Below are 18,320 nucleotides of genomic sequence, written 5' to 3'. Positions count from 1 at the left end.
ATTGGCGTGATAACCTTTCAATATAAAAACAGAAAGAGGTGGATAACCTATGAATTTATTGGAAGTTAAATCAGTTTCTAAAACCTATGGCAACGGTGAAGCTGCTGTACATGCATTAAAAGATGTTAGCTTTTCCGTTCCGAAAGGCGAATTTGTGGCAATTGTTGGGGAATCCGGCTCCGGCAAAAGTACACTTCTGAATATGGTAGGCGCACTTGATATTCCTACTTCCGGAAAGGTATTTATTGACGGTAAAGATATTTTTTCAATGAAAGATGACAGCTTAACAATCTTTAGGCGCAGAAATATTGGTTTTATTTTTCAGAGTTTTAATCTGATTCCAGAATTGAATGTTGAGCAAAACATCATATTTCCTGTACTGCTTGATTATCAAAAACCCGATAAAGGATATCTTGAGGAATTGCTTACAGTGCTTAATTTGAAAGAACGCCGTAACCATTTGCCAAGTCAATTATCAGGTGGACAGCAACAGCGTATAGCAATAGGACGTGCGCTCATTACGCGACCTTCGCTTATCCTTGCGGACGAGCCAACAGGTAATCTAGATACACAAAATAGCAGTGAAGTAATCGCTTTATTGAAAGAAGCTGCTAAGAAATATGAACAGACGATTGTTATGATTACTCACAGTCAAAGTATGGCACAAACCGCAGATCGGATACTACGAGTGTCCGATGGCACACTGACAGATTTTGGGAGGTGTCGCGAATGAAAAGCTATCTAAGCCTAATTCCGATTTCTGCAAAAGTACACAGACGGCAGAACCGCATGACTCTTCTGTGTATCATATTTGCCGTATTTTTGGTAACTACTATTTTCAGCATGGCAGAAATGGGTGTTAGAATGGAGGAAACAAGATTACTAAATAAGCATGGCAGTTTGGCACTTGAAGGATTAACCAACAACTCAACTGTGCAGGGATTATTTTCTGTGGCAGTGGTATTGTTTATTCTGATACTAATTGCAGGAGTACTGATGATTTCAAGCAGCATAAGCAGTAATGTTGCTCAACGGACAAAGTTTTTTGGAATGATGCGCTGCATTGGAATGAGCAGACAACAGATTATCCGTTTTGTAAGACTAGAAGCTCTTAACTGGTGCAAAAATGCGATTCCGTTAGGAGTCATACTTGGAATTGTTGTTACATGGGGTCTGTGCGCTGTCTTACATTTTCTTGTCGGTGAGGAGTTTTCAAATATACCCCTTTTTGGAGTAAGCTTCATCGGTATTATCAGCGGAATAATTGTAGGAGTTGTTACGGTACTCATTGCCGCCAGATCTCCTGCAAAACATGCTGCTAAAGTATCACCTGTGACAGCAGTATCGGGTAATGCAGAAAATACAAGTAATATACACCATGCAATAAATATCCGTTTTTCAAAAATTGAAACCGTTCTTGGCATTCATCATGCAGTATCGGTAAAAAAGAATTTATTGCTTATGACAGGCTCATTTGCACTTAGCATCATTCTTTTTTTAAGCTTTTCGGTTTTCATAGACTTTGTTGGCTACATAATGCCCCAGTCATCGAATACTTCTGACATCAACATTTGCAGTAATGACAGTTCAAATTCGGTAGACAGTGTACTGCTTGATAAAATCAGTAATATGGAAGGCGTAAAACATGTATTTGGTCGCAGGAGCTATCTTGATGTTCAGGCAAAAGTAAATAAAGATAATATAACTTCGAAGAAAATTGATATAATTTCTTATGATGAATACGATTTGGACTGTCTTACAAAAGATAAGCAACTTAAAAAAGGCAGTGATATTTCAAAAGTATATGGAGATAGTAGTTATGTACTTGCAATCTGTGATAAGGATAGTACCTTAGAGATAGGCGATAAAATACAAGTAGGAAATAAAAAACTTAAAATCGCAGGTATGCTGAAATATAACCCATTCAGCGAAGATGGCAGTACAAACGAAACAATAACGCTTATTACTTCTGGAAAAACCTTTACACACATAACAGGTATATCCGATTATTCACTTATTATGATACAGACAACAAAAAACATAACAGACAAAAATGTTGAAGCAATCCATAATGCGGTAGGTGATAAGTACACGTTTAGTGATAAACGCGACCAGAGAACTACCAGCACATATATGGCATTCCAGCTGTTTGTATATGGATTTTTGTCAATTATAACATTGGTTACTGTACTCAATATTATGAATAGTATTTCCATGAGTGTGTCCGCAAGAATAAAACAATACGGAGCAATGCGTGCAGTGGGTATGGATGAACGTCAGATAATAAAAATGATAGCAGCTGAAGCGTTCACCTATGCTGTGTCCGGTTGCACCGTTGGCTGTATAGTTGGTTTGTTAATTAGTAAGCTATTATATGACAATCTTATTACCACTCATTTTAGCTATGCTACTTGGCATTTACCTGTTATACCATTAATGATTATACTTGCATTTGTTTTTGTTGCGGCTATTGCTGCGGTTTATGTTCCATCAAAACGGATTCGGAATATGGCGATAATTGATACAATAAATGAACTGTAAGCGTATTATTTATGGGCTAGATAAAGAAGATTAAACCAAACTGAATACTCTAAAAATCCCACTGTATTTACTTTATATTTACCACCATTTTAATTAACTCTATAAATATATAAATAATATAAGCTTTAAATAAATCTACTTGAAATGATCATTGGCTACGCACTGCGTAGCCAATGATGAAATGATACTCTTAACTTTTTATTTTTTTATACCATTTGCATTTTCCAAATATCTTGTTGCACAATGGGCAAAAAATGCAGCTCCTTCAGGAAGTACATCTTCATTAAATAAAACTCTTGGATTATGAGCTGTATAGCTTTCTCTATCAGTAAAACCTGCTGATAAGAACATATAGGTACCGGGTACTTTACTTAATACTATAGCAAAGTCTTCAGAAGCACTAGCTGTAGTGTCTCCTACTGGCATAAAGCCTGGAATATTAAGTTCTTTCATATATCCAAGCACTTCTCTTGTAAATTTATGATCTCCTATAAGAGGTGGAACAGATGGTAACCAAGAAACATGAGCTTTCCCTCTATATGTAGCAGCAACACCTTTTGCTACTTCTACAATTCTATTTTTTAAATACTCATCTGTTTCTTTTGATACTGTTCTCATGGTTCCCTGCATAATAGTTGTTTCAGGAATAATATTGCTTGCAGATCCACCTGAAAGCTGACCAATTGTAAGAAGTGAGGGTGTTGATGGATTGGTTTCTCTTGCAATTAGCTCCTGAAGAGCTAAATAAATATGAACTCCTATATTTATTGAATCAATGGACTCATGTGGAGTTGCCCCATGAGAACCTTTCCCTGTGATGTGAATTCTAAACCCTGTTGAAGAAAACATGGCAGCTCCTTTGTCATTATATGCACAAATTCCTACAGGAAGATTTCCTGCACCAACATGAAATGACAATGCTCTGTCAACATGAGGGTTTTCTAAAATTCCTGCATCTATCATGGCTTTTGCCCCTTGGAAAGTCTCCTCCCCCGGTTGAAACATCAGTTTAACGGTACCATTAATTTTTTCTTCATTTTCCTTCAGCATTTTTGCTGCTCCTAAAAGCATAGCAGAATGTAAATCATGTCCACAGGTATGAGCTGCTCCTTGATTTTTGCTACAAAAATCAACACCACTTTCTTCTATCATGGGAAGTGCGTCCATGTCAGCTCTAAGCAAGATACAAGGACCTTCACCGTTCCCGATGGTTGCAACCACACCACTATCTATTATTTGCTTTGGTTCATATCCAAAACTTTTTAATGTTTTCATAACAAATTCAGTGGTAAAAGGTAGATTAATTCCTATTTCTGCATTTGAATGTAAGTTTCGTCTATATGAAATTATATTATCTTTTATTTCTTTTGCTCGTTCCCAATAATTCATAGAATATATCCCTTCATAAAAATTTTTAAAACACATAAATAGTATACCCCATTATTTATGTGTTTAAGCATAAAATATAATATCATAAAAAAAAAAGAAAGTGTCAAAATATAAGTCTGCTTTTTTATGAATCAATAGAGAATTTGTCACTGTTATATATAAATAAAATCTTTAAGGTAAGATTTTAAAAAATCTAAAAATAAATAAAAAATTGAAAAAATACTCATAAAAAGTAACATAAATATCTTTCTCCTATATATTTTAAAAGGATAAAAAAATTCTTTTTAATTTATTCTCATCTTTTCCCAACTTATTTACTTTATCAATAAGTTGATTCACATCTTGAAACTTTATTTTAGTAACATTATTATTATACACTCTATTGTAAAATATAAAAAAAGAAAAGAAAATCTTTATAATATCAATAAGAAGCTGGTAAACTAATTAGTGTACCAGCTTCTTATATTATTTTATTGTTGGCATTCCACCACTTTCTACCTTTGATAAGTCCCAAAGGTTTGAATCCCATTTTAAGTTATTTGTATAAAATGTCTTTTTCTTTAACTCATTTAACTGAATAGCTATTATATTTTTTGTATCTTTAACTACACTGCTTAATCCTTTAACATCTGAAACCTCATATACATTTTGTATATTGTTTTTAATGTCATCTATATTATTGTTATCCTTAGCTGCAATGACCTTATATACATCACTATTAACATCTGCAGCAGCAATACTATTTTTTATAGTTCCTCTTCTATTTTCAAATGTACCAATTAATCCACCATTTTGATTTCTATTATCATCATTCTTTTATAGTAGTATTAGAAATTGAAGAATTTTCAATTAATAATTTTCCAGTGCTTATTCCTGTAAAAGCTCCTATTGTTTGCCAGCTTCCAACTAATATACTAGAATTTTTTATATGAACATTGTGAATTGTAGTATTATTAATTGAATTTGATAATATTCCTTGTGAATTTTTTAAAGTTGCATTGTCTATAATTAAATTCTTTATATCCGCACCATTGGTCGAGTTAAATAATGATTTTTTAAGATTTTTTATGCTATATCCATTTCCATTTAACTTTCCTTTGAATTCTGTTGTTATCATGGAATTATCTTTGCTTTTTATACTAGCTGCATCTAAATCATGTGTTAATGTTATTTCTGCTGTTGGATTATTTTTAATAGTATTAATAACATCATCAAAAGAAATATCTTTTACAATATTATTTTGAACTTTTCCATAGTTCACAGTTATTGTATTTGATTTTACGTTACCATCATAACTTACTGCATTATTATATTTAAGCTCTAGCATAAAGTTATCATTATCAATACGTCCACTTTTTATTTCTGCATAAAAATCCACCATATCTTTCATTTTAATTTGTACAATATAGTCTTGTGCATTAAAGTTATTTATATCAAGCTCCTTAACTTTTATAACATCATTTCCTTCTTTTTTATATAATGTTACACTCTCTATATCTTTTAATTCTATTACCTCTTCAGGAAATTCAATATTTTCATTTAAAATTGGTTTTCCATTTTGTTTGTGAACTGAATTTTTTATCATAAAATATCCCCCTTCAAAATCTATACTGCCTTTTATATTCCATCTTCTTTTTAAAGTAATTTTTTATCGTAAAACATCTCCTTTCAAAATTTATATATTATCTTTTATATTCCATCTTAATCTAATTTAGTACTATTTTTTACCAATTTAGTTCTTAGAATATTATTTTATTACTAAACTACATTTTTTACTCAAAAAATACATAATATACTTATAATTAACAATCCTTTAACTATCCACTTTTTGTATAATTAGATAATTTATAGCTGTTGTAAATATAAACTTATAACTCAATTACCGCAATATCATTATTTGATTTATTTATACTTTGTTTGACACATATCTGTATATCTATAATAAATATGAGTGTTTTAATAAATGCAAAAATAGCATAGCTTTTAAATCAACAAAGCTACGCTAAAATTTTAATTTCATCATATATTATAATTTATTTAATTCTTGTTTATAATTTAATTATTATTTAATATTAATTCTAAAGATTGATCACTAAAAAATGTATTTGCATTATATAAAAACAATATATTTGTTATCTTTTTTTCTTCTATTAATTTATCAATATCATCGTAATAATATCTTGGATCCACAACAACTATCTCTTTAAAATAAGGTATTAAAAATTGTATGAAACTATTAGCATATGAATCCTTAAAAATAAGAAGCGTCTTATCTTCTGTAGATGTTGTTCTTATATTAATAAGGGAATGATTACCTCCTAAAAATACTCCATACTTATCTTTTGTCTCTAGTTTTGAACTAACATAAAGTGAAGCTGATTTTTTTCGTTCATCGACATAATTAACTATATATTCATATTTCTTATCTTTTAATGTATATATTTCTATAACATCCTTTTCTTTAGATTTGTATCCGCTTTTAGAAGATAGAGTACCATTAAAACTATCGGTTACAATTTTATTATCATATTTATTTTTGTCTACATTAAGGTTCATATCTTCTGCTACTTTTAAAAAAGTATAATAAGCTCCTAAGGTTGTCCAGTGATGATCTGTTTTATAATATATATATTCATCTTTATGATTTTCTAAAGTCTTATATGAATCTATAAAATTTATATTTTTATTTAATTTATTTTTAAAATCATTAATATAACTTTTCTCACTTATAGTGGGCGCAAATCTAGGAAGTTTATCCTTTAATATCTCCATAGCATTTGGTACTATAGTTATATATTGATTGATATTTTTGTATTTTTGAGAAAATTTATTTATAGCATCCACATTAGCTTTTATACTATCATCATTAGGTTTTTGAAATTCCTCAAGCAAATAGTTATCTTTGCCTAAGTATACTCCTTTAGATTTGTTTTTTCCTAATACTCTATCAAAATTCGTTTTTATTTTTATCCATAAATCTCTATTTATAAATTGATCTGTCCTATACTTCTCATATTTTTTAGAAAAGCTTCCTTCTACTAATCTTTCCATTGTAAACTTAGGCTTTTTAATTAACATTCTGTTTTCTGACTCTGAAAACTTTGTATCCTTCTTTAATGCGTTTAATACCACTACAATAATTAAAAATGCTATAAAAATAAATCCCATCATTATATAATAATATTGTTTATTTTTACGTTTCTTATTATTTACCATAAAGCTCTCTCCTTTAATACCTTTAAAATCTAAAATATAAGAAAGGATTATAGGTTTCATTTATTAAATAGGATATTGATAATATTATTACTCCTACATTAATAAAAGCAGCTATTACTAAGCCTTTAGCCCGTCCCCTTTTTATGATATTTTCAAATATTTTGCTTACTATAGGTGTTGAGCATAAAAATACTACTATAAGTAAAATTAAATTTGTATATAGATAATATAATCCTGTTGCATCTACAAAGGAATTTCCTGATATTCCAAACATAACACTTATATATTTTAGTGCATAACTTAAATTTTCGCTTCCAAATAAAACCCAACCAATCATAACTAAAATCATAGTATAAATATGCCTTATAGATTTTGGAGCTTTTTGTAAAAATCTTTTTAATATATTTTTTTCCATAAATAGTATTATCCCATAATAAATACCCCAAATTATAAAATTCCAACTTGCACCGTGCCATAAACCTGTTAACATCCAAACTACAAATATATTTCTTATAGACTTTAATTTGCTGACCCTATTTCCCCCTAATGGTATGTATATATATTCTTTAAACCATGAACCTAGAGATATATGCCACCTTCTCCAAAATTCTGATACACTAGATGATATATATGGATAATTAAAGTTTTCTATAAAATCAAACCCAAACATTTTTCCAAGTCCTATAGCCATATCAGAGTAGCCACTAAAATCAAAATATATTTGAAAAGTGTAGGCTATTATTCCTATCCATGAAGTTAATACTGATAATTTATCTATATTAGTAGATTGAATGGTAGTCCATACTATTCCTATATTATTAGCTAATAAAACTTTTTTACATAATCCTTTTATAAACCTTTCTACCCCTAAACCAAATTTATATACTGATTCATTTCTAATGTTAATTTGCCTTTTTATATCTGTATATCTTACAATAGGTCCTGCAACTAATTGTGGAAACATAGCCACATATAATCCAAAGGAAACTAAGCTTTTTTGAGACTTTACCTTACCCAAATATACATCTATAACATAAGATAATGTCTGAAATGTATAAAATGATATACCTAAGGGAAGAGGTAACTTACTATATTTAATATTAAGATTTAGTAACACATTTAAATTTTCAATGAAAAATCCGTAATACTTAAAAAATCCTAAAATGAGTAAATCCACTATTATGGTAAATATAAGAACCTTCTTGCAATTTTTAACTTTACTATGGTTATGCCCTATAATTCTCCCTGTAATAAAGTTAAATATTGTGGTAAATATCATTAGCAATACATAAACAGGCTCTCCCCATGCATAAAATATTAAACTTATTAGTAATAATATCAAATTTCTCATAACTTTCGGAGTAATATAATATAATATCAAACTAATAGGTAAAAAAGTAGCTATAAAAATAATACTACTAAAAACCATAACTTCTTCCACCTCCCTTACTGATTTATACTTTTTATAAATAGTTCTTTAATTTCTTCAGATTTATCCGACACTACAAAGAAAATATACTTATTTTTTGTCTTTATCTCATAGTTATTTAATAATCCAACTTGTTTTATACCATATCCATCAAAATTTGTGATTTGTCTGTCTACTCTATTTTCTATTTTTTCTTTTATATCATCTATCCTCTCTTCATTCTTTACTTTTAAAATTAACATTTCCTCTACATCCATATTTGATTTAGGAGTATATAAACTAAATTCTTCTAAGTCATTTGGATTTATACCATATAATCGTCTAAGAGATTTTTGATTTCCCTTCTTCATATTGTCAACATTGATATTATTTATTATATTGGATTCGATTTTCTCTACAGATATATCTATATTCTTAGAACACCCAATAGTAAAAAATATAATATTAATTAATATAACTATTAATAGACTCTTCCTACACTTCATCATTTCCCATCCCCCTAGTTAATTTATGAATTTGATTTATCTAAAAGTTCTTTTAACCATGATGAATAAAAGTCATATTTTAGATGAATTCCATCTGGTTCATAAAATTTTGGATTTTTAATTAATATATCCTTGGTTTCTATAAAGGTTAAATCTAATCTATTACACATTTCTTTCAATGCATTATTAAATTCTCCTGATTTTCTATAAATACTTTTCTTGTCTATAACCTTCTGCTGAACAGGTAAAATATCACATACATATATTTTACTTTTAGGTGATTTTAATTTTAAATCCTTTATTATTTTTTCATAGGACTGTACAAATTTATCCGCATTACCTGCAAAATACTCTATATCATTCATTCCATAAGTCATAAATACTTTTCTTGGATATAAATTTACAGATACATTTATATCCTTTCTAGCCGTATGTGTATTTCTACCTTTATATGCTACAACAGAAGATTTATTTAATATGTTATATCCTATTAAACTTTCTGATCGTGAATCTCCCATTACTACATAATTTTCAAACATTTTTTTTAAATCTTTATCTTTTAGTTCATTATATTTTAGCTCATTATCTTTTTCTTCATTAATCTTATCAGCACTATTTATTTTATTTTCAATTTCCATTACATCCTTAGATTCGAGCTTTTTAATTAATTCTACTGATGCATGTATACGTTTTATTTTTTCTTCTTTAATTCTATTTCTGGAATTCATATAAAGATTAATCATTAAAAATATAAGCACTAAACATATAATTATAAATATAGTTTTCATTAGATTTTTCCGTGATTTTCTCATCATTTGTTTAACCTCAACCTTCTAATTATATCTTTATAATTTGTCTATTTATAAATAAAATTGTCTTTACCCTAATTGCAAATAAATTATAGCATTAAAATTTTTTATAATATTTACAATATCATTACAGTACTATTACATTACTATATCGAATATTTTTATAAAAATAAAAAAGCCTAATAGCTATTAGGCTATTAGGCTTTTCATCTATACCAAAATACAGTATATATTTATAAAGTATTATAGTTCCCATGAAATTGCTTCATTTCTTATTTTTACAAAGTCATGATATATTCCATTTTTTTGTATCAGGTCATTATGGACGCCTTGATCTACAATCTTTCCTTTATCCATTACAATTATATTATCTGCTTCTCTAATTGTACTAATTCTATGAGCAATAATAATTGCTGTTTTTCCTTTAAGAAGTTCTTTTAGTGCTTTCATTAGGCTCTCTTCATTTTCTGGATCTATACTTGAAGTTGCTTCATCCAAAATGATTAAATTACTTTTCTTTAGCATAGCTCTAGCAATTGAAAGTCTTTGACGTTCTCCTCCTGACAAACTTGAACCACCTTCATTTAAAACCGTGTCATATCCTTTAGGTAACTTCATAATGAAATCATGACAACAAGCTTTTTTAGCAATTTCAACTACTTCTTTGTCTGATGCTTCTGGTTTTCCAAACTTAATATTATTTTTTACTGTATCTTCAAACAAATATACATCTTGAAATACCATAGTTATATTAGAAAGTAAACTATCATAATCAAATTCTTTGACATCTTTATTTGAAATTTTAATATCTCCCTTATCTACATCCCAAAACCTTGCAATCAAATGACATAAAGTTGATTTTCCACTGCCAGATGGCCCTACAATTGCTGTTACTTTTCCTTCTGGAATTACACAACTTACATCATTTATAACATCTTCTTTATCATAGGCAAATTTAGCATGTTCTACTAATACATTTGAATCTCTAAATTCTTTTTCATTGCCCTGTTTTAATATAGGCATATTTCTTAATTTAAAAATTGTATCTAGATTTTGCATTGCAATTCCTCTAACTGCTTGCATTGTCCCTGCCATTTCAAATCCGCCAAATACAATAAAACTAGCAATCAAAAGCATCATAGTTTTTTGTATATCAAGTCTTCCTCCGCAATATCTAAGTAATGTTATAAATATAATAATACAACTCCCTAATTTAAATACTGACATATACAATAACTGAGAAGGTACTAATGCCTTTTCTACATCTAGGTATCCTTTTCTATTTTCTTCTATAGACTTATTAATATTTTTAAGCGCTTGATTGCTTTTGCCAAATGCCTTAACCACACCAATCCCTTGAACATATTCTAATGTTGCAGAATTTAAATCTAGCTTTAGCCCTAGAAGCTTCCTAGTAAGTGAATCTGATTTATTTTGAAATATTTGATTGCAAATCATTCCAAACACAAGTACTGAAAGAATAATAACCCCAGTAATAGGATCAAAAGGCAACATAAATATTGCCATTATGATTGTCTGAATAATGCCTACCAGCATTATTTCTATAATATAAATTCCTGTTGTTTCAAGTTCTCCTATAACAGTAGTTAATCCACCTGTTACATCTCCTAAACGATTACTACTAAAATACCCCATATTAACCTGCTTTAAACGATTCCCAATATATAATCTGTTTTCAGCACCCATTTTATAAGAAGCTATATTCTTATTTCTATCAGCAATATAACCTGAAATAACTTTTCCTACTACACTTATAAGCATTATAACAAAAACAAGAATAATATCTGATTTTTTAACTACTTTATTTTGAAATATTACTTCAGAAATTTTAAGAAGTACCAGCATTACACCACCTAGGGCTACACCTTCAAATATAGCCTTCAAAACTTCAGAAACAAGCATTTTAGTAATTCTATTTTTCTGATCCCCAGCAATTTCATATAATCTTTTAATTAACTGTAGCATTTAATCTCCTCCCCTCTATCCTTGGCACTTAAATGCGACCTCCACATAGAATTATAAAGTGGAGAGGATGAAAGTAATTCTTTATGTGTACCTGTTGCTTCTATATTTCCTTCATTTAATACATAAATTTTATTAGCATTCACTATAGTAGAAAGTCTATGGGCAATCATTATTACTGTCTTACTCTTAACCAATGCACTAATAGATTTTTGAATTAAATCCTCATTTTCCGGATCAGAATAAGCAGTTGCTTCATCTAATAAAATAATTGGACTATCCTTTAGTAACGCTCTTGCAATGGTAAGCCTTTGTCTTTCTCCACCAGAAAAATGACTTCCTGCATCTCCTGCTATAGTATTATATTGTTTGGGTAAGCTCATAATAAAATCATGACAACTTGCTTTCCTACAAGCTTCTTGAATTTCTTCAAGTGTTGCATTAGGTTTTGCCATTTTCATATTATCTATGATACTTTGATTAAACAAAAAGTTTTCTTGTGATACATATGTTACAAGCTCCATATTTTGACCTAAAGGCATATTAGAAAGTTTTGATCCTCCAATTTTAATATCACCTTTATTCACATTCCAAAATCCTGTTATAAGTTTTGCAATAGTAGATTTTCCACTTCCGGATGGTCCTACAATAGCAGTAAGTTCCCCCTCTTTTGCTATTAAATTTAAATTTTCAAAAACCATGTTTTCACCATATCCAAAGCTTACATCACAAAATTTTACTGTTGCTCCATTAACTTTTACATTTTCTTTAGGTCTTTTAAGTTCAGGAAGATTCATAATATTTCCTATCTCAGCAAAGATAACTCTAACATTTGCAATTGTATCTACATAGGTCATGGCTTTTATCAAAGGTTTATATGATGCATATGATAGTAAAATACACATTACCATAGTTCCTGCCTCTATACTTCCTTTCATAAAAAGCATTAAAGAGGCTGGTAATACAAATAAAAGTGTTGATGGCAATACTTCCATTGCAGCTGTCATAGAAAAACATACAGTTAAATACCAGTTAAGCATAGCATCTCTATTACCTGCAACAGCTTCTCCAAATTTTTCATAAGATGATGCTGATTGGTTAAATGCTTTTACCACCTTAATTCCTTTTATATATTCTACAACTGTTGCATTCATTTTTTTTGATGCCTCAATATAGTTCTTTGATTTTTCTTTATATCCACTCATCATTAACATACTAAATAGCATTCCTAAAGGAAGAGTTATAAGGTTTGCAACTCCAATTCTCCAGTCCATAATAAATATACAGATTACAATAACTACAGGAACTAGTAAATTTGCAATAACTTCTGGAATAACATGGGCTATTGGCTTTTCCATTTTATCTAATGTTTCCACCATAAATTGTGTCCATGCTCCACTACTCTTACTCTCAATAGTACCCATAGATAATTTATCTAGTTTTTCTGCTAATTTTTTTCTAGTACTTTCTATAATTCTAAATGCTAGATTATGTGATGTAATAGTAGATATTTCATGAAAAGCTATTCCTCCTATAAATCCAATTAAAGCTAAAATAATCATTGGTACAAATACGTTAATATCTGTTTTATTTTCAATTAATAGTCTAATTATATTTGCAATTGCAAAATAAGGTAGTATGCTCAAAAGCACACCAATAATTGCAAATATAACTGAGATAATAACCTGGTTAATATACTCTCTAATATACTGCATACTTTTCCTCCTTTTCCTGTACATATCCCATGGAAACTAATAACCTTGATGCTGACTCCAAAGGATAGTCTTCAATCAAACTTCCATTTTTTATTTTTAAAACACGGTTACATGCATTTAGTGCAAACTCTACATCATGAGTAATAATTATAATAGTCTTACCCTTATTAGACATATCTTTAATAATATTTGCTACTCTTCTCATATTAGATCCATCAAGACCTGAAGTTGGTTCATCTAAAATAATAATAGGTGCATCATAAATTAAAGCCACGCCTAAAGCTAATCTTTGTTTTTGACCCCCTGATAATGTAGATGGATGTTTATCTACAAATTCAGATAAACCTAAGTCAGATAATATACTTGTGGCTTTATGGATTAATTCTTTTTTATTTCTTACTCCAGTTAATAACTCATCTATTAGATCCTCTCCAAACAATTGACTATCTAGATCCTGTGGTATATACCATATTTTACTCAAACGTTTCTTAAATCTCAGTTTTTCTCCATTAACTAGTATATTTCCTGATGATTCTTTTAAAAGACCAGCTAAAATCTTGCCCAGTGTACTTTTACCAGTACCATTACCTCCAATTAATGCAATAACTTCCCCTCTCTTGCACTTAACACTTATGTTTTGTAAAATAGTATACTCATCAAACTTTTTAGATACATTTTCTAGCTCAAGTGAAACCAAATTACTACTATGCTTTATAGATTTTCTTTTCTTTAATCTTATTAAATTTGTTTCTCTTAAACCTAACTGTATTAACTGTTCATTTTTTAAAGCTAATAATTCCTCTGGTTTAAATTCCCTTTGTATTTCTCCATTTTTCATAAATAAGTATTTATCTACTAAATGAGTTAAATAATAAAGTCTATGTTCTGCAATAATTACGGTTTTTCCACATTGCTTTAAATTCTCAATTAAATTAGCCAATAATCTTGTAGATTGAATATCTAAATTGGCAGAAGGCTCATCCATAATATAAATATCTGGATTTATTGCCTTTGCAGATGCTATTGCTACCTTTTGACGCATACCATATGATAATGTATGAATACTCTTATCTAATAAATCATGAATATTCATATCTTTAGCTGACATATTAACTTTTTTAGCTATTTCTGAATGTGAAAGTCCATAATTTTCACATCCAAAGGCTATCTCTCCTGCTACTTCATTTGCAAAAAACTGGCTTCTTGGATCTTGAAATACATTTCCAGCTAATTTTCCTATCTCCCAAGATTTCAATTCATTTAGATTTTTTCCTTTTATGACTGCAGCACCAGTTAATTTTCCCTCATAAAAATTTGGAACCAATCCATTTAATACTCTAGTTATAGAACTTTTGCCACATCCTGATTTTCCAATTAAAACAACTACCTCTCCAGATTTAATTTCAAGATTAATATTTTTTAATTGAAGCCCATTGTCATCATAAGAATAATCTAAATCTTTCACATTAATTATTGATTTCATTATATGCCTCCTTTATAACCTATTGATATAAAACCTAAAAGGAAGCTTATTAAAAGTATTATTACATCTATTCTTGTAAACTTACATGTATAATAACTTTCCTTAGGACACGGATTTTCAATTCCTCTTACAATTGAAGCTGCTGCTAATTCGTCAGCTACTTTTAATGACCTAAACACCATAGGCACCACAGCATATTCCAATGTTTTTAGAGGATGAAATAAAATATTAAAACGTCCAATAAATCCTCTAATTTTCATAGCTTCTCTAACTGCCTTAAATTCCCCAGATACAGTTGGGGCAAATCTTATTAATACTACTAGTACTAACATTACATTTTTTGATATTGGTATTTTTCTCATAGCTGCTAATACTTTACCAGATGGTATCTTTATGGTTAATACTGCTGGCATTATAGGTAATATTAACTTATACATCATGCTAAAAAGCATGGGTGATGGGAATGAAATCCCTTTAGGAGCAATTAAAATAAGCCATAATACTGAAAATATATATAGAGATAGATAAACTAATCCATGTTTAACAAGACCAAAATATATTAGTAAAATGAATAACCATATAGTAAATAAAGCATGAGTATAAATATTTGTAGTAAAAAGTGTTACTATACAAGAAAATGTTGTAATAATTAAGCCTGTTGCTCCATTTAAATTTTCTATTGTTCTATTACTTTTCTGCACTTTTATCAACCTACAATTCCAGCTTTTTTAAAATGCTTCTTTAATAATTTTTGTCCAAATAATATTCCAAGTGATGAAAGAATTACAGTAACAATTATTGCTACTAGCATAAGTTCTGGTCTAGTTACCATATTATATTGCATCTTTAAAGTTTCTAAGGAAAATCCCCCACTTAAAGCCATTTTTTTATAACTATCCCATGCTGCCCAAATTGGCATTGCAATTCCAACTACCATTCCTATACTATATATATCCCAACCAATCATATTTCTCAGTGGATTTCTATAAGTATCTTTTCCTAACATTGCAAGCTCAGCAATAATTCCAACAATTACAAAATAAAGTGTCATAAATGTATAGCCCATTACCCCATTGATAATTCCATATACAGTTGCCCATACAAACAACAACCCATGTTTATTTATCCTATTGGCAGCAACTAAATAAAAAATTGCTCCAATAAACATTTCAATGCCAGCTGTTCCATATAAATAAACTATTGGTATAGGTAAAGCTACCATTCCAATTATCATTGAGGCCCCAAAGAATAGAACCATCATTGCAGCTACTGTAACTATATCCTTTATACCGAATTTGTTTTTTGTTTTCATAATTATTCCCCCTCATTTTCATAAATAATATATAAAATAATTTTTTAATTAATTTATTATAATTTTTCAATTAATTTGCAAATTTCAATAGGCTTTTTGCTTAATGCTTCGCCATGTCCCATTCCTTTACACTCGAAGACATTTAATGGCTTTAAGCATTTCTTATTCACTATTGCTACAGATCTTTTAGCATATATTTCATTTTCCCCATACATAATAGTTACATCCATATCCAATTTTTCGGGACGATTAACAACATCATAACTATAAGCTGCTAATGCGGCTTTATACAAACAATTAAATTTTATATTTTTACATGTAAGATTTTGTAATACATCAATATCATTATTTTTTAAATAACCCATTTGTTTTTGAATATAACTTTTTATGTGTTTGCCATTAATTACTTTTTGAAATTCCTTGGATATTACATAGGCATACATTTTTTTCATTATTCCCATTGATTCATATTGTCCACCATCTAATATTAATTTTTTAATCATTAATTTTCTTTTTAAAGCTATTTCTAGGGCTATGCTTGCTCCTAGTGATATTCCATAAACAGCGTATAAATCACTTAATTTATAATTATAAATTTATTCAATAATATTATTTGCACTTGAATATACTGAAGATATTTCTCCTACAGAATCTAAATTATGACCTTCCAGTTCTGGTATTAGCAAACAATATTTTTTCTTTAACTCATTAATAATACTAAAAAAACATTTTTCCCAGTAAAATCCCATACCATGTATCAATAAAACCTTTTTATTATGTGAATCTCCAATTATATGAAGTTTAGATTTCTCCTTCTTCATAACATTCATCATCCTCTATTATGCTTTCAGTTAAATTTAACTTTATGTTAAATTTAGGCAAATCCCTAATTATAGTATCTACATCAATTATGTCCATTGCATAATATATGCCATTATTTAAACTTAAATCTAAAATAGCTTTTGCCGTATACGCCGCTATTACAGCACTGATATCACTACTATATTTGTTAGTTATTTCTACCTTTCTACAAAGTTCTGTATTTCCATTAGTCCCTTTAACACAAATACGTATATAATTAAACGGCTCTTTATCTTTTATATTTTTTTTGAACTCCTGTTGTATGTCATTTGTTATTTCTTTAAATTCATATGAAGCTTCTTTAATTCTGAATTTAATAATTGCCTCCTGCATTTTTTGCGTGATATTACTTGAAAATTCTGAATTATACCAATTGGCTTTTTCAAGAGAATATTTTTTTACAACTCTATCAAGCTCCACTGTATAGTAATTTTGGAATTTATACTCCTGATTTTTTAAAACCTCTATAAATTCGCTCTCATCTCTTTTAAATTCTCCATTTTCGTAGTAATTTAAAGCCAATCCAAAACCAGCAATATTAGTTAAAATAAAATCTTCAATGGCTGATTTACTAGGAATTTCTCTTGTTGCACTCATACCATACAGTTCCTTGGGTTTATCAAATTTGTCACATAAAAAACGCATAAGTAAACCTGTCATTCCTGGAAAATAACCACTTGATAATACAAATATATTTTTATTTTTTATATCATCAATTCTATTTTCTAAAAAAGACTCTCCAGAAGGATCAACTAATGGAATATTTAACTCAGATGCTATTCTCGCAACTGTTTCTCCATTGATATATGATGCTCCAGCACAATTAATGATTATGTCACATTGCCTGCAAAATTCTCTTAATCTTTCTACATTAGATATATCTAGTTGTATAAATTTACACTTTTCATCTGATTCTTGTTTATTTGTTCTATATGAAGCTAAAATAAAATAATCATCTTTTAAAATTTTAATTATTCTTTTACCTATTTTACCCGTACCACCTAAAACACCTATCCTTTTCATAACAAACTCATCCTTTCTATTACACTACGCAGCATTTATAACTGCATAGTGTAATTTAGAATTGCTTAATTGAA

Annotated in this window: 17 protein-coding genes; 3 read left to right on the top strand and 14 right to left on the bottom strand. The window is 28.9% G+C overall.

The window, feature by feature from the left end:
• The first annotated feature begins 49 nt into the window (after positions 1 to 49).
• Positions 50 to 733, top strand: a complete 684-nt coding sequence (locus BN1711_RS06220; protein ID WP_050607309.1) for an ABC transporter ATP-binding protein — start codon at positions 50 to 52, stop codon at positions 731 to 733.
• Positions 730 to 2,541, top strand: a complete 1,812-nt coding sequence (locus tag BN1711_RS06215; RefSeq protein WP_050607308.1) for an ABC transporter permease — start codon at positions 730 to 732, stop codon at positions 2,539 to 2,541. The genes BN1711_RS06220 and BN1711_RS06215 overlap by 4 nt, the downstream gene beginning before the upstream one ends.
• Positions 2,542 to 2,739: 198 nt before the next feature.
• Here the strand turns inward: BN1711_RS06215 and BN1711_RS06210 are convergent, their stop codons facing one another.
• Positions 2,740 to 3,930 carry a M20 family metallopeptidase gene (locus tag BN1711_RS06210; protein WP_050608451.1) on the bottom strand — a complete coding sequence of 397 codons (1,191 nt, stop codon included), beginning with the start codon at positions 3,928 to 3,930 and terminating at the stop codon, positions 2,740 to 2,742.
• 664 nt (positions 3,931 to 4,594) lie between these two features.
• Between BN1711_RS06210 and BN1711_RS12840 the strand changes: the two genes are divergently transcribed.
• Complete coding sequence (locus BN1711_RS12840) at positions 4,595 to 4,726, top strand: hypothetical protein (RefSeq protein ID WP_279233069.1); 132 nt, start codon at positions 4,595 to 4,597, stop codon at positions 4,724 to 4,726.
• A gap of 12 nt (positions 4,727 to 4,738) precedes the next feature.
• On the opposite strand, the gene BN1711_RS06205 is transcribed toward BN1711_RS12840, so the two are convergent.
• From BN1711_RS06205 to BN1711_RS06150, 13 genes are all read right to left on the bottom strand, one after another.
• Positions 4,739 to 5,515: a ZmpA/ZmpB/ZmpC family metallo-endopeptidase-related protein gene (locus BN1711_RS06205; RefSeq protein ID WP_050607307.1), complete on the bottom strand. Its 777-nt coding sequence runs from the start codon at positions 5,513 to 5,515 to the stop codon at positions 4,739 to 4,741.
• A 470-nt stretch (positions 5,516 to 5,985) separates the two neighbouring features.
• Entirely contained in the window at positions 5,986 to 7,146 is a 1,161-nt protein-coding gene (locus BN1711_RS06200) for a DHHW family protein (RefSeq protein WP_050608450.1), read from the bottom strand.
• Between the two features lie 22 nt (positions 7,147 to 7,168).
• Positions 7,169 to 8,575 carry an MBOAT family O-acyltransferase gene (locus tag BN1711_RS06195; RefSeq protein WP_050607306.1) on the bottom strand — a complete coding sequence of 469 codons (1,407 nt, stop codon included), beginning with the start codon at positions 8,573 to 8,575 and terminating at the stop codon, positions 7,169 to 7,171.
• Positions 8,576 to 8,592: 17 nt separating this feature from the next.
• On the bottom strand, positions 8,593 to 9,063 hold the full coding sequence (locus BN1711_RS06190) for a DUF4358 domain-containing protein (RefSeq protein WP_050607305.1): 471 nt from the start codon (positions 9,061 to 9,063) through the stop codon (positions 8,593 to 8,595).
• Between the two features lie 20 nt (positions 9,064 to 9,083).
• Positions 9,084 to 9,848, bottom strand: a complete 765-nt coding sequence (locus tag BN1711_RS06185; RefSeq protein WP_164995931.1) for a GDSL-type esterase/lipase family protein — start codon at positions 9,846 to 9,848, stop codon at positions 9,084 to 9,086.
• Positions 9,849 to 10,112: 264 nt separating this feature from the next.
• Positions 10,113 to 11,855 carry an ABC transporter ATP-binding protein gene (locus BN1711_RS06180; protein ID WP_050607303.1) on the bottom strand — a complete coding sequence of 581 codons (1,743 nt, stop codon included), beginning with the start codon at positions 11,853 to 11,855 and terminating at the stop codon, positions 10,113 to 10,115.
• Entirely contained in the window at positions 11,843 to 13,567 is a 1,725-nt protein-coding gene (locus tag BN1711_RS06175; RefSeq protein WP_050607302.1) for an ABC transporter ATP-binding protein, read from the bottom strand. Before BN1711_RS06175 ends, BN1711_RS06180 begins: the two co-directional genes overlap by 13 nt.
• Positions 13,554 to 15,050 carry an ABC transporter ATP-binding protein gene (locus BN1711_RS06170; RefSeq protein WP_050607301.1) on the bottom strand — a complete coding sequence of 499 codons (1,497 nt, stop codon included), beginning with the start codon at positions 15,048 to 15,050 and terminating at the stop codon, positions 13,554 to 13,556. Before BN1711_RS06170 ends, BN1711_RS06175 begins: the two co-directional genes overlap by 14 nt.
• Entirely contained in the window at positions 15,050 to 15,751 is a 702-nt protein-coding gene (locus tag BN1711_RS06165) for an energy-coupling factor transporter transmembrane component T family protein (RefSeq protein WP_341472989.1), read from the bottom strand. Before BN1711_RS06165 ends, BN1711_RS06170 begins: the two co-directional genes overlap by 1 nt.
• Positions 15,752 to 15,756: 5 nt before the next feature.
• Positions 15,757 to 16,362, bottom strand: a complete 606-nt coding sequence (locus BN1711_RS06160; protein WP_050607299.1) for an MptD family putative ECF transporter S component — start codon at positions 16,360 to 16,362, stop codon at positions 15,757 to 15,759.
• A 56-nt stretch (positions 16,363 to 16,418) separates the two neighbouring features.
• Complete coding sequence (locus BN1711_RS12710) at positions 16,419 to 16,865, bottom strand: hypothetical protein (RefSeq protein WP_243128199.1); 447 nt, start codon at positions 16,863 to 16,865, stop codon at positions 16,419 to 16,421.
• A 93-nt stretch (positions 16,866 to 16,958) separates the two neighbouring features.
• Positions 16,959 to 17,183, bottom strand: a complete 225-nt coding sequence (locus tag BN1711_RS12705; RefSeq protein WP_243128198.1) for a hypothetical protein — start codon at positions 17,181 to 17,183, stop codon at positions 16,959 to 16,961.
• On the bottom strand, positions 17,164 to 18,246 hold the full coding sequence (locus BN1711_RS06150) for a saccharopine dehydrogenase NADP-binding domain-containing protein (RefSeq protein ID WP_050607298.1): 1,083 nt from the start codon (positions 18,244 to 18,246) through the stop codon (positions 17,164 to 17,166). The genes BN1711_RS12705 and BN1711_RS06150 overlap by 20 nt, the downstream gene beginning before the upstream one ends.
• Positions 18,247 to 18,320: the final 74 nt, after the last annotated feature.

The organism is Clostridium niameyense (assembly GCF_001243045.1).
Lineage (GTDB): Bacteria > Bacillota > Clostridia > Clostridiales > Clostridiaceae > Clostridium_F > Clostridium_F niameyense.
This window is presented reverse-complemented; position numbering and strand designations above follow the sequence as displayed.

Coding starts and splice junctions, on each gene's coding strand:
- BN1711_RS06210 (WP_050608451.1), bottom strand. CDS start 3,930: ATGAATTATTGGGAACGAGCAAAAGAAATAAAAGATAATATAATTTCA.
- BN1711_RS06220 (WP_050607309.1), top strand. CDS start 50: ATGAATTTATTGGAAGTTAAATCAGTTTCTAAAACCTATGGCAACGGT.
- BN1711_RS06185 (WP_164995931.1), bottom strand. CDS start 9,848: ATGAAAACTATATTTATAATTATATGTTTAGTGCTTATATTTTTAATG.
- BN1711_RS06160 (WP_050607299.1), bottom strand. CDS start 16,362: ATGAAAACAAAAAACAAATTCGGTATAAAGGATATAGTTACAGTAGCT.
- BN1711_RS06195 (WP_050607306.1), bottom strand. CDS start 8,575: ATGGTTTTTAGTAGTATTATTTTTATAGCTACTTTTTTACCTATTAGT.
- BN1711_RS06180 (WP_050607303.1), bottom strand. CDS start 11,855: ATGCTACAGTTAATTAAAAGATTATATGAAATTGCTGGGGATCAGAAA.
- BN1711_RS12710 (WP_243128199.1), bottom strand. CDS start 16,865: ATGATTAAAAAATTAATATTAGATGGTGGACAATATGAATCAATGGGA.
- BN1711_RS12705 (WP_243128198.1), bottom strand. CDS start 17,183: ATGAAGAAGGAGAAATCTAAACTTCATATAATTGGAGATTCACATAAT.
- BN1711_RS06205 (WP_050607307.1), bottom strand. CDS start 5,515: ATGATAAAAAATTCAGTTCACAAACAAAATGGAAAACCAATTTTAAAT.
- BN1711_RS06190 (WP_050607305.1), bottom strand. CDS start 9,063: ATGATGAAGTGTAGGAAGAGTCTATTAATAGTTATATTAATTAATATT.
- BN1711_RS06215 (WP_050607308.1), top strand. CDS start 730: ATGAAAAGCTATCTAAGCCTAATTCCGATTTCTGCAAAAGTACACAGA.
- BN1711_RS06175 (WP_050607302.1), bottom strand. CDS start 13,567: ATGCAGTATATTAGAGAGTATATTAACCAGGTTATTATCTCAGTTATA.
- BN1711_RS12840 (WP_279233069.1), top strand. CDS start 4,595: ATGTCATCTATATTATTGTTATCCTTAGCTGCAATGACCTTATATACA.
- BN1711_RS06150 (WP_050607298.1), bottom strand. CDS start 18,246: ATGAAAAGGATAGGTGTTTTAGGTGGTACGGGTAAAATAGGTAAAAGA.
- BN1711_RS06170 (WP_050607301.1), bottom strand. CDS start 15,050: ATGAAATCAATAATTAATGTGAAAGATTTAGATTATTCTTATGATGAC.
- BN1711_RS06200 (WP_050608450.1), bottom strand. CDS start 7,146: ATGGTAAATAATAAGAAACGTAAAAATAAACAATATTATTATATAATG.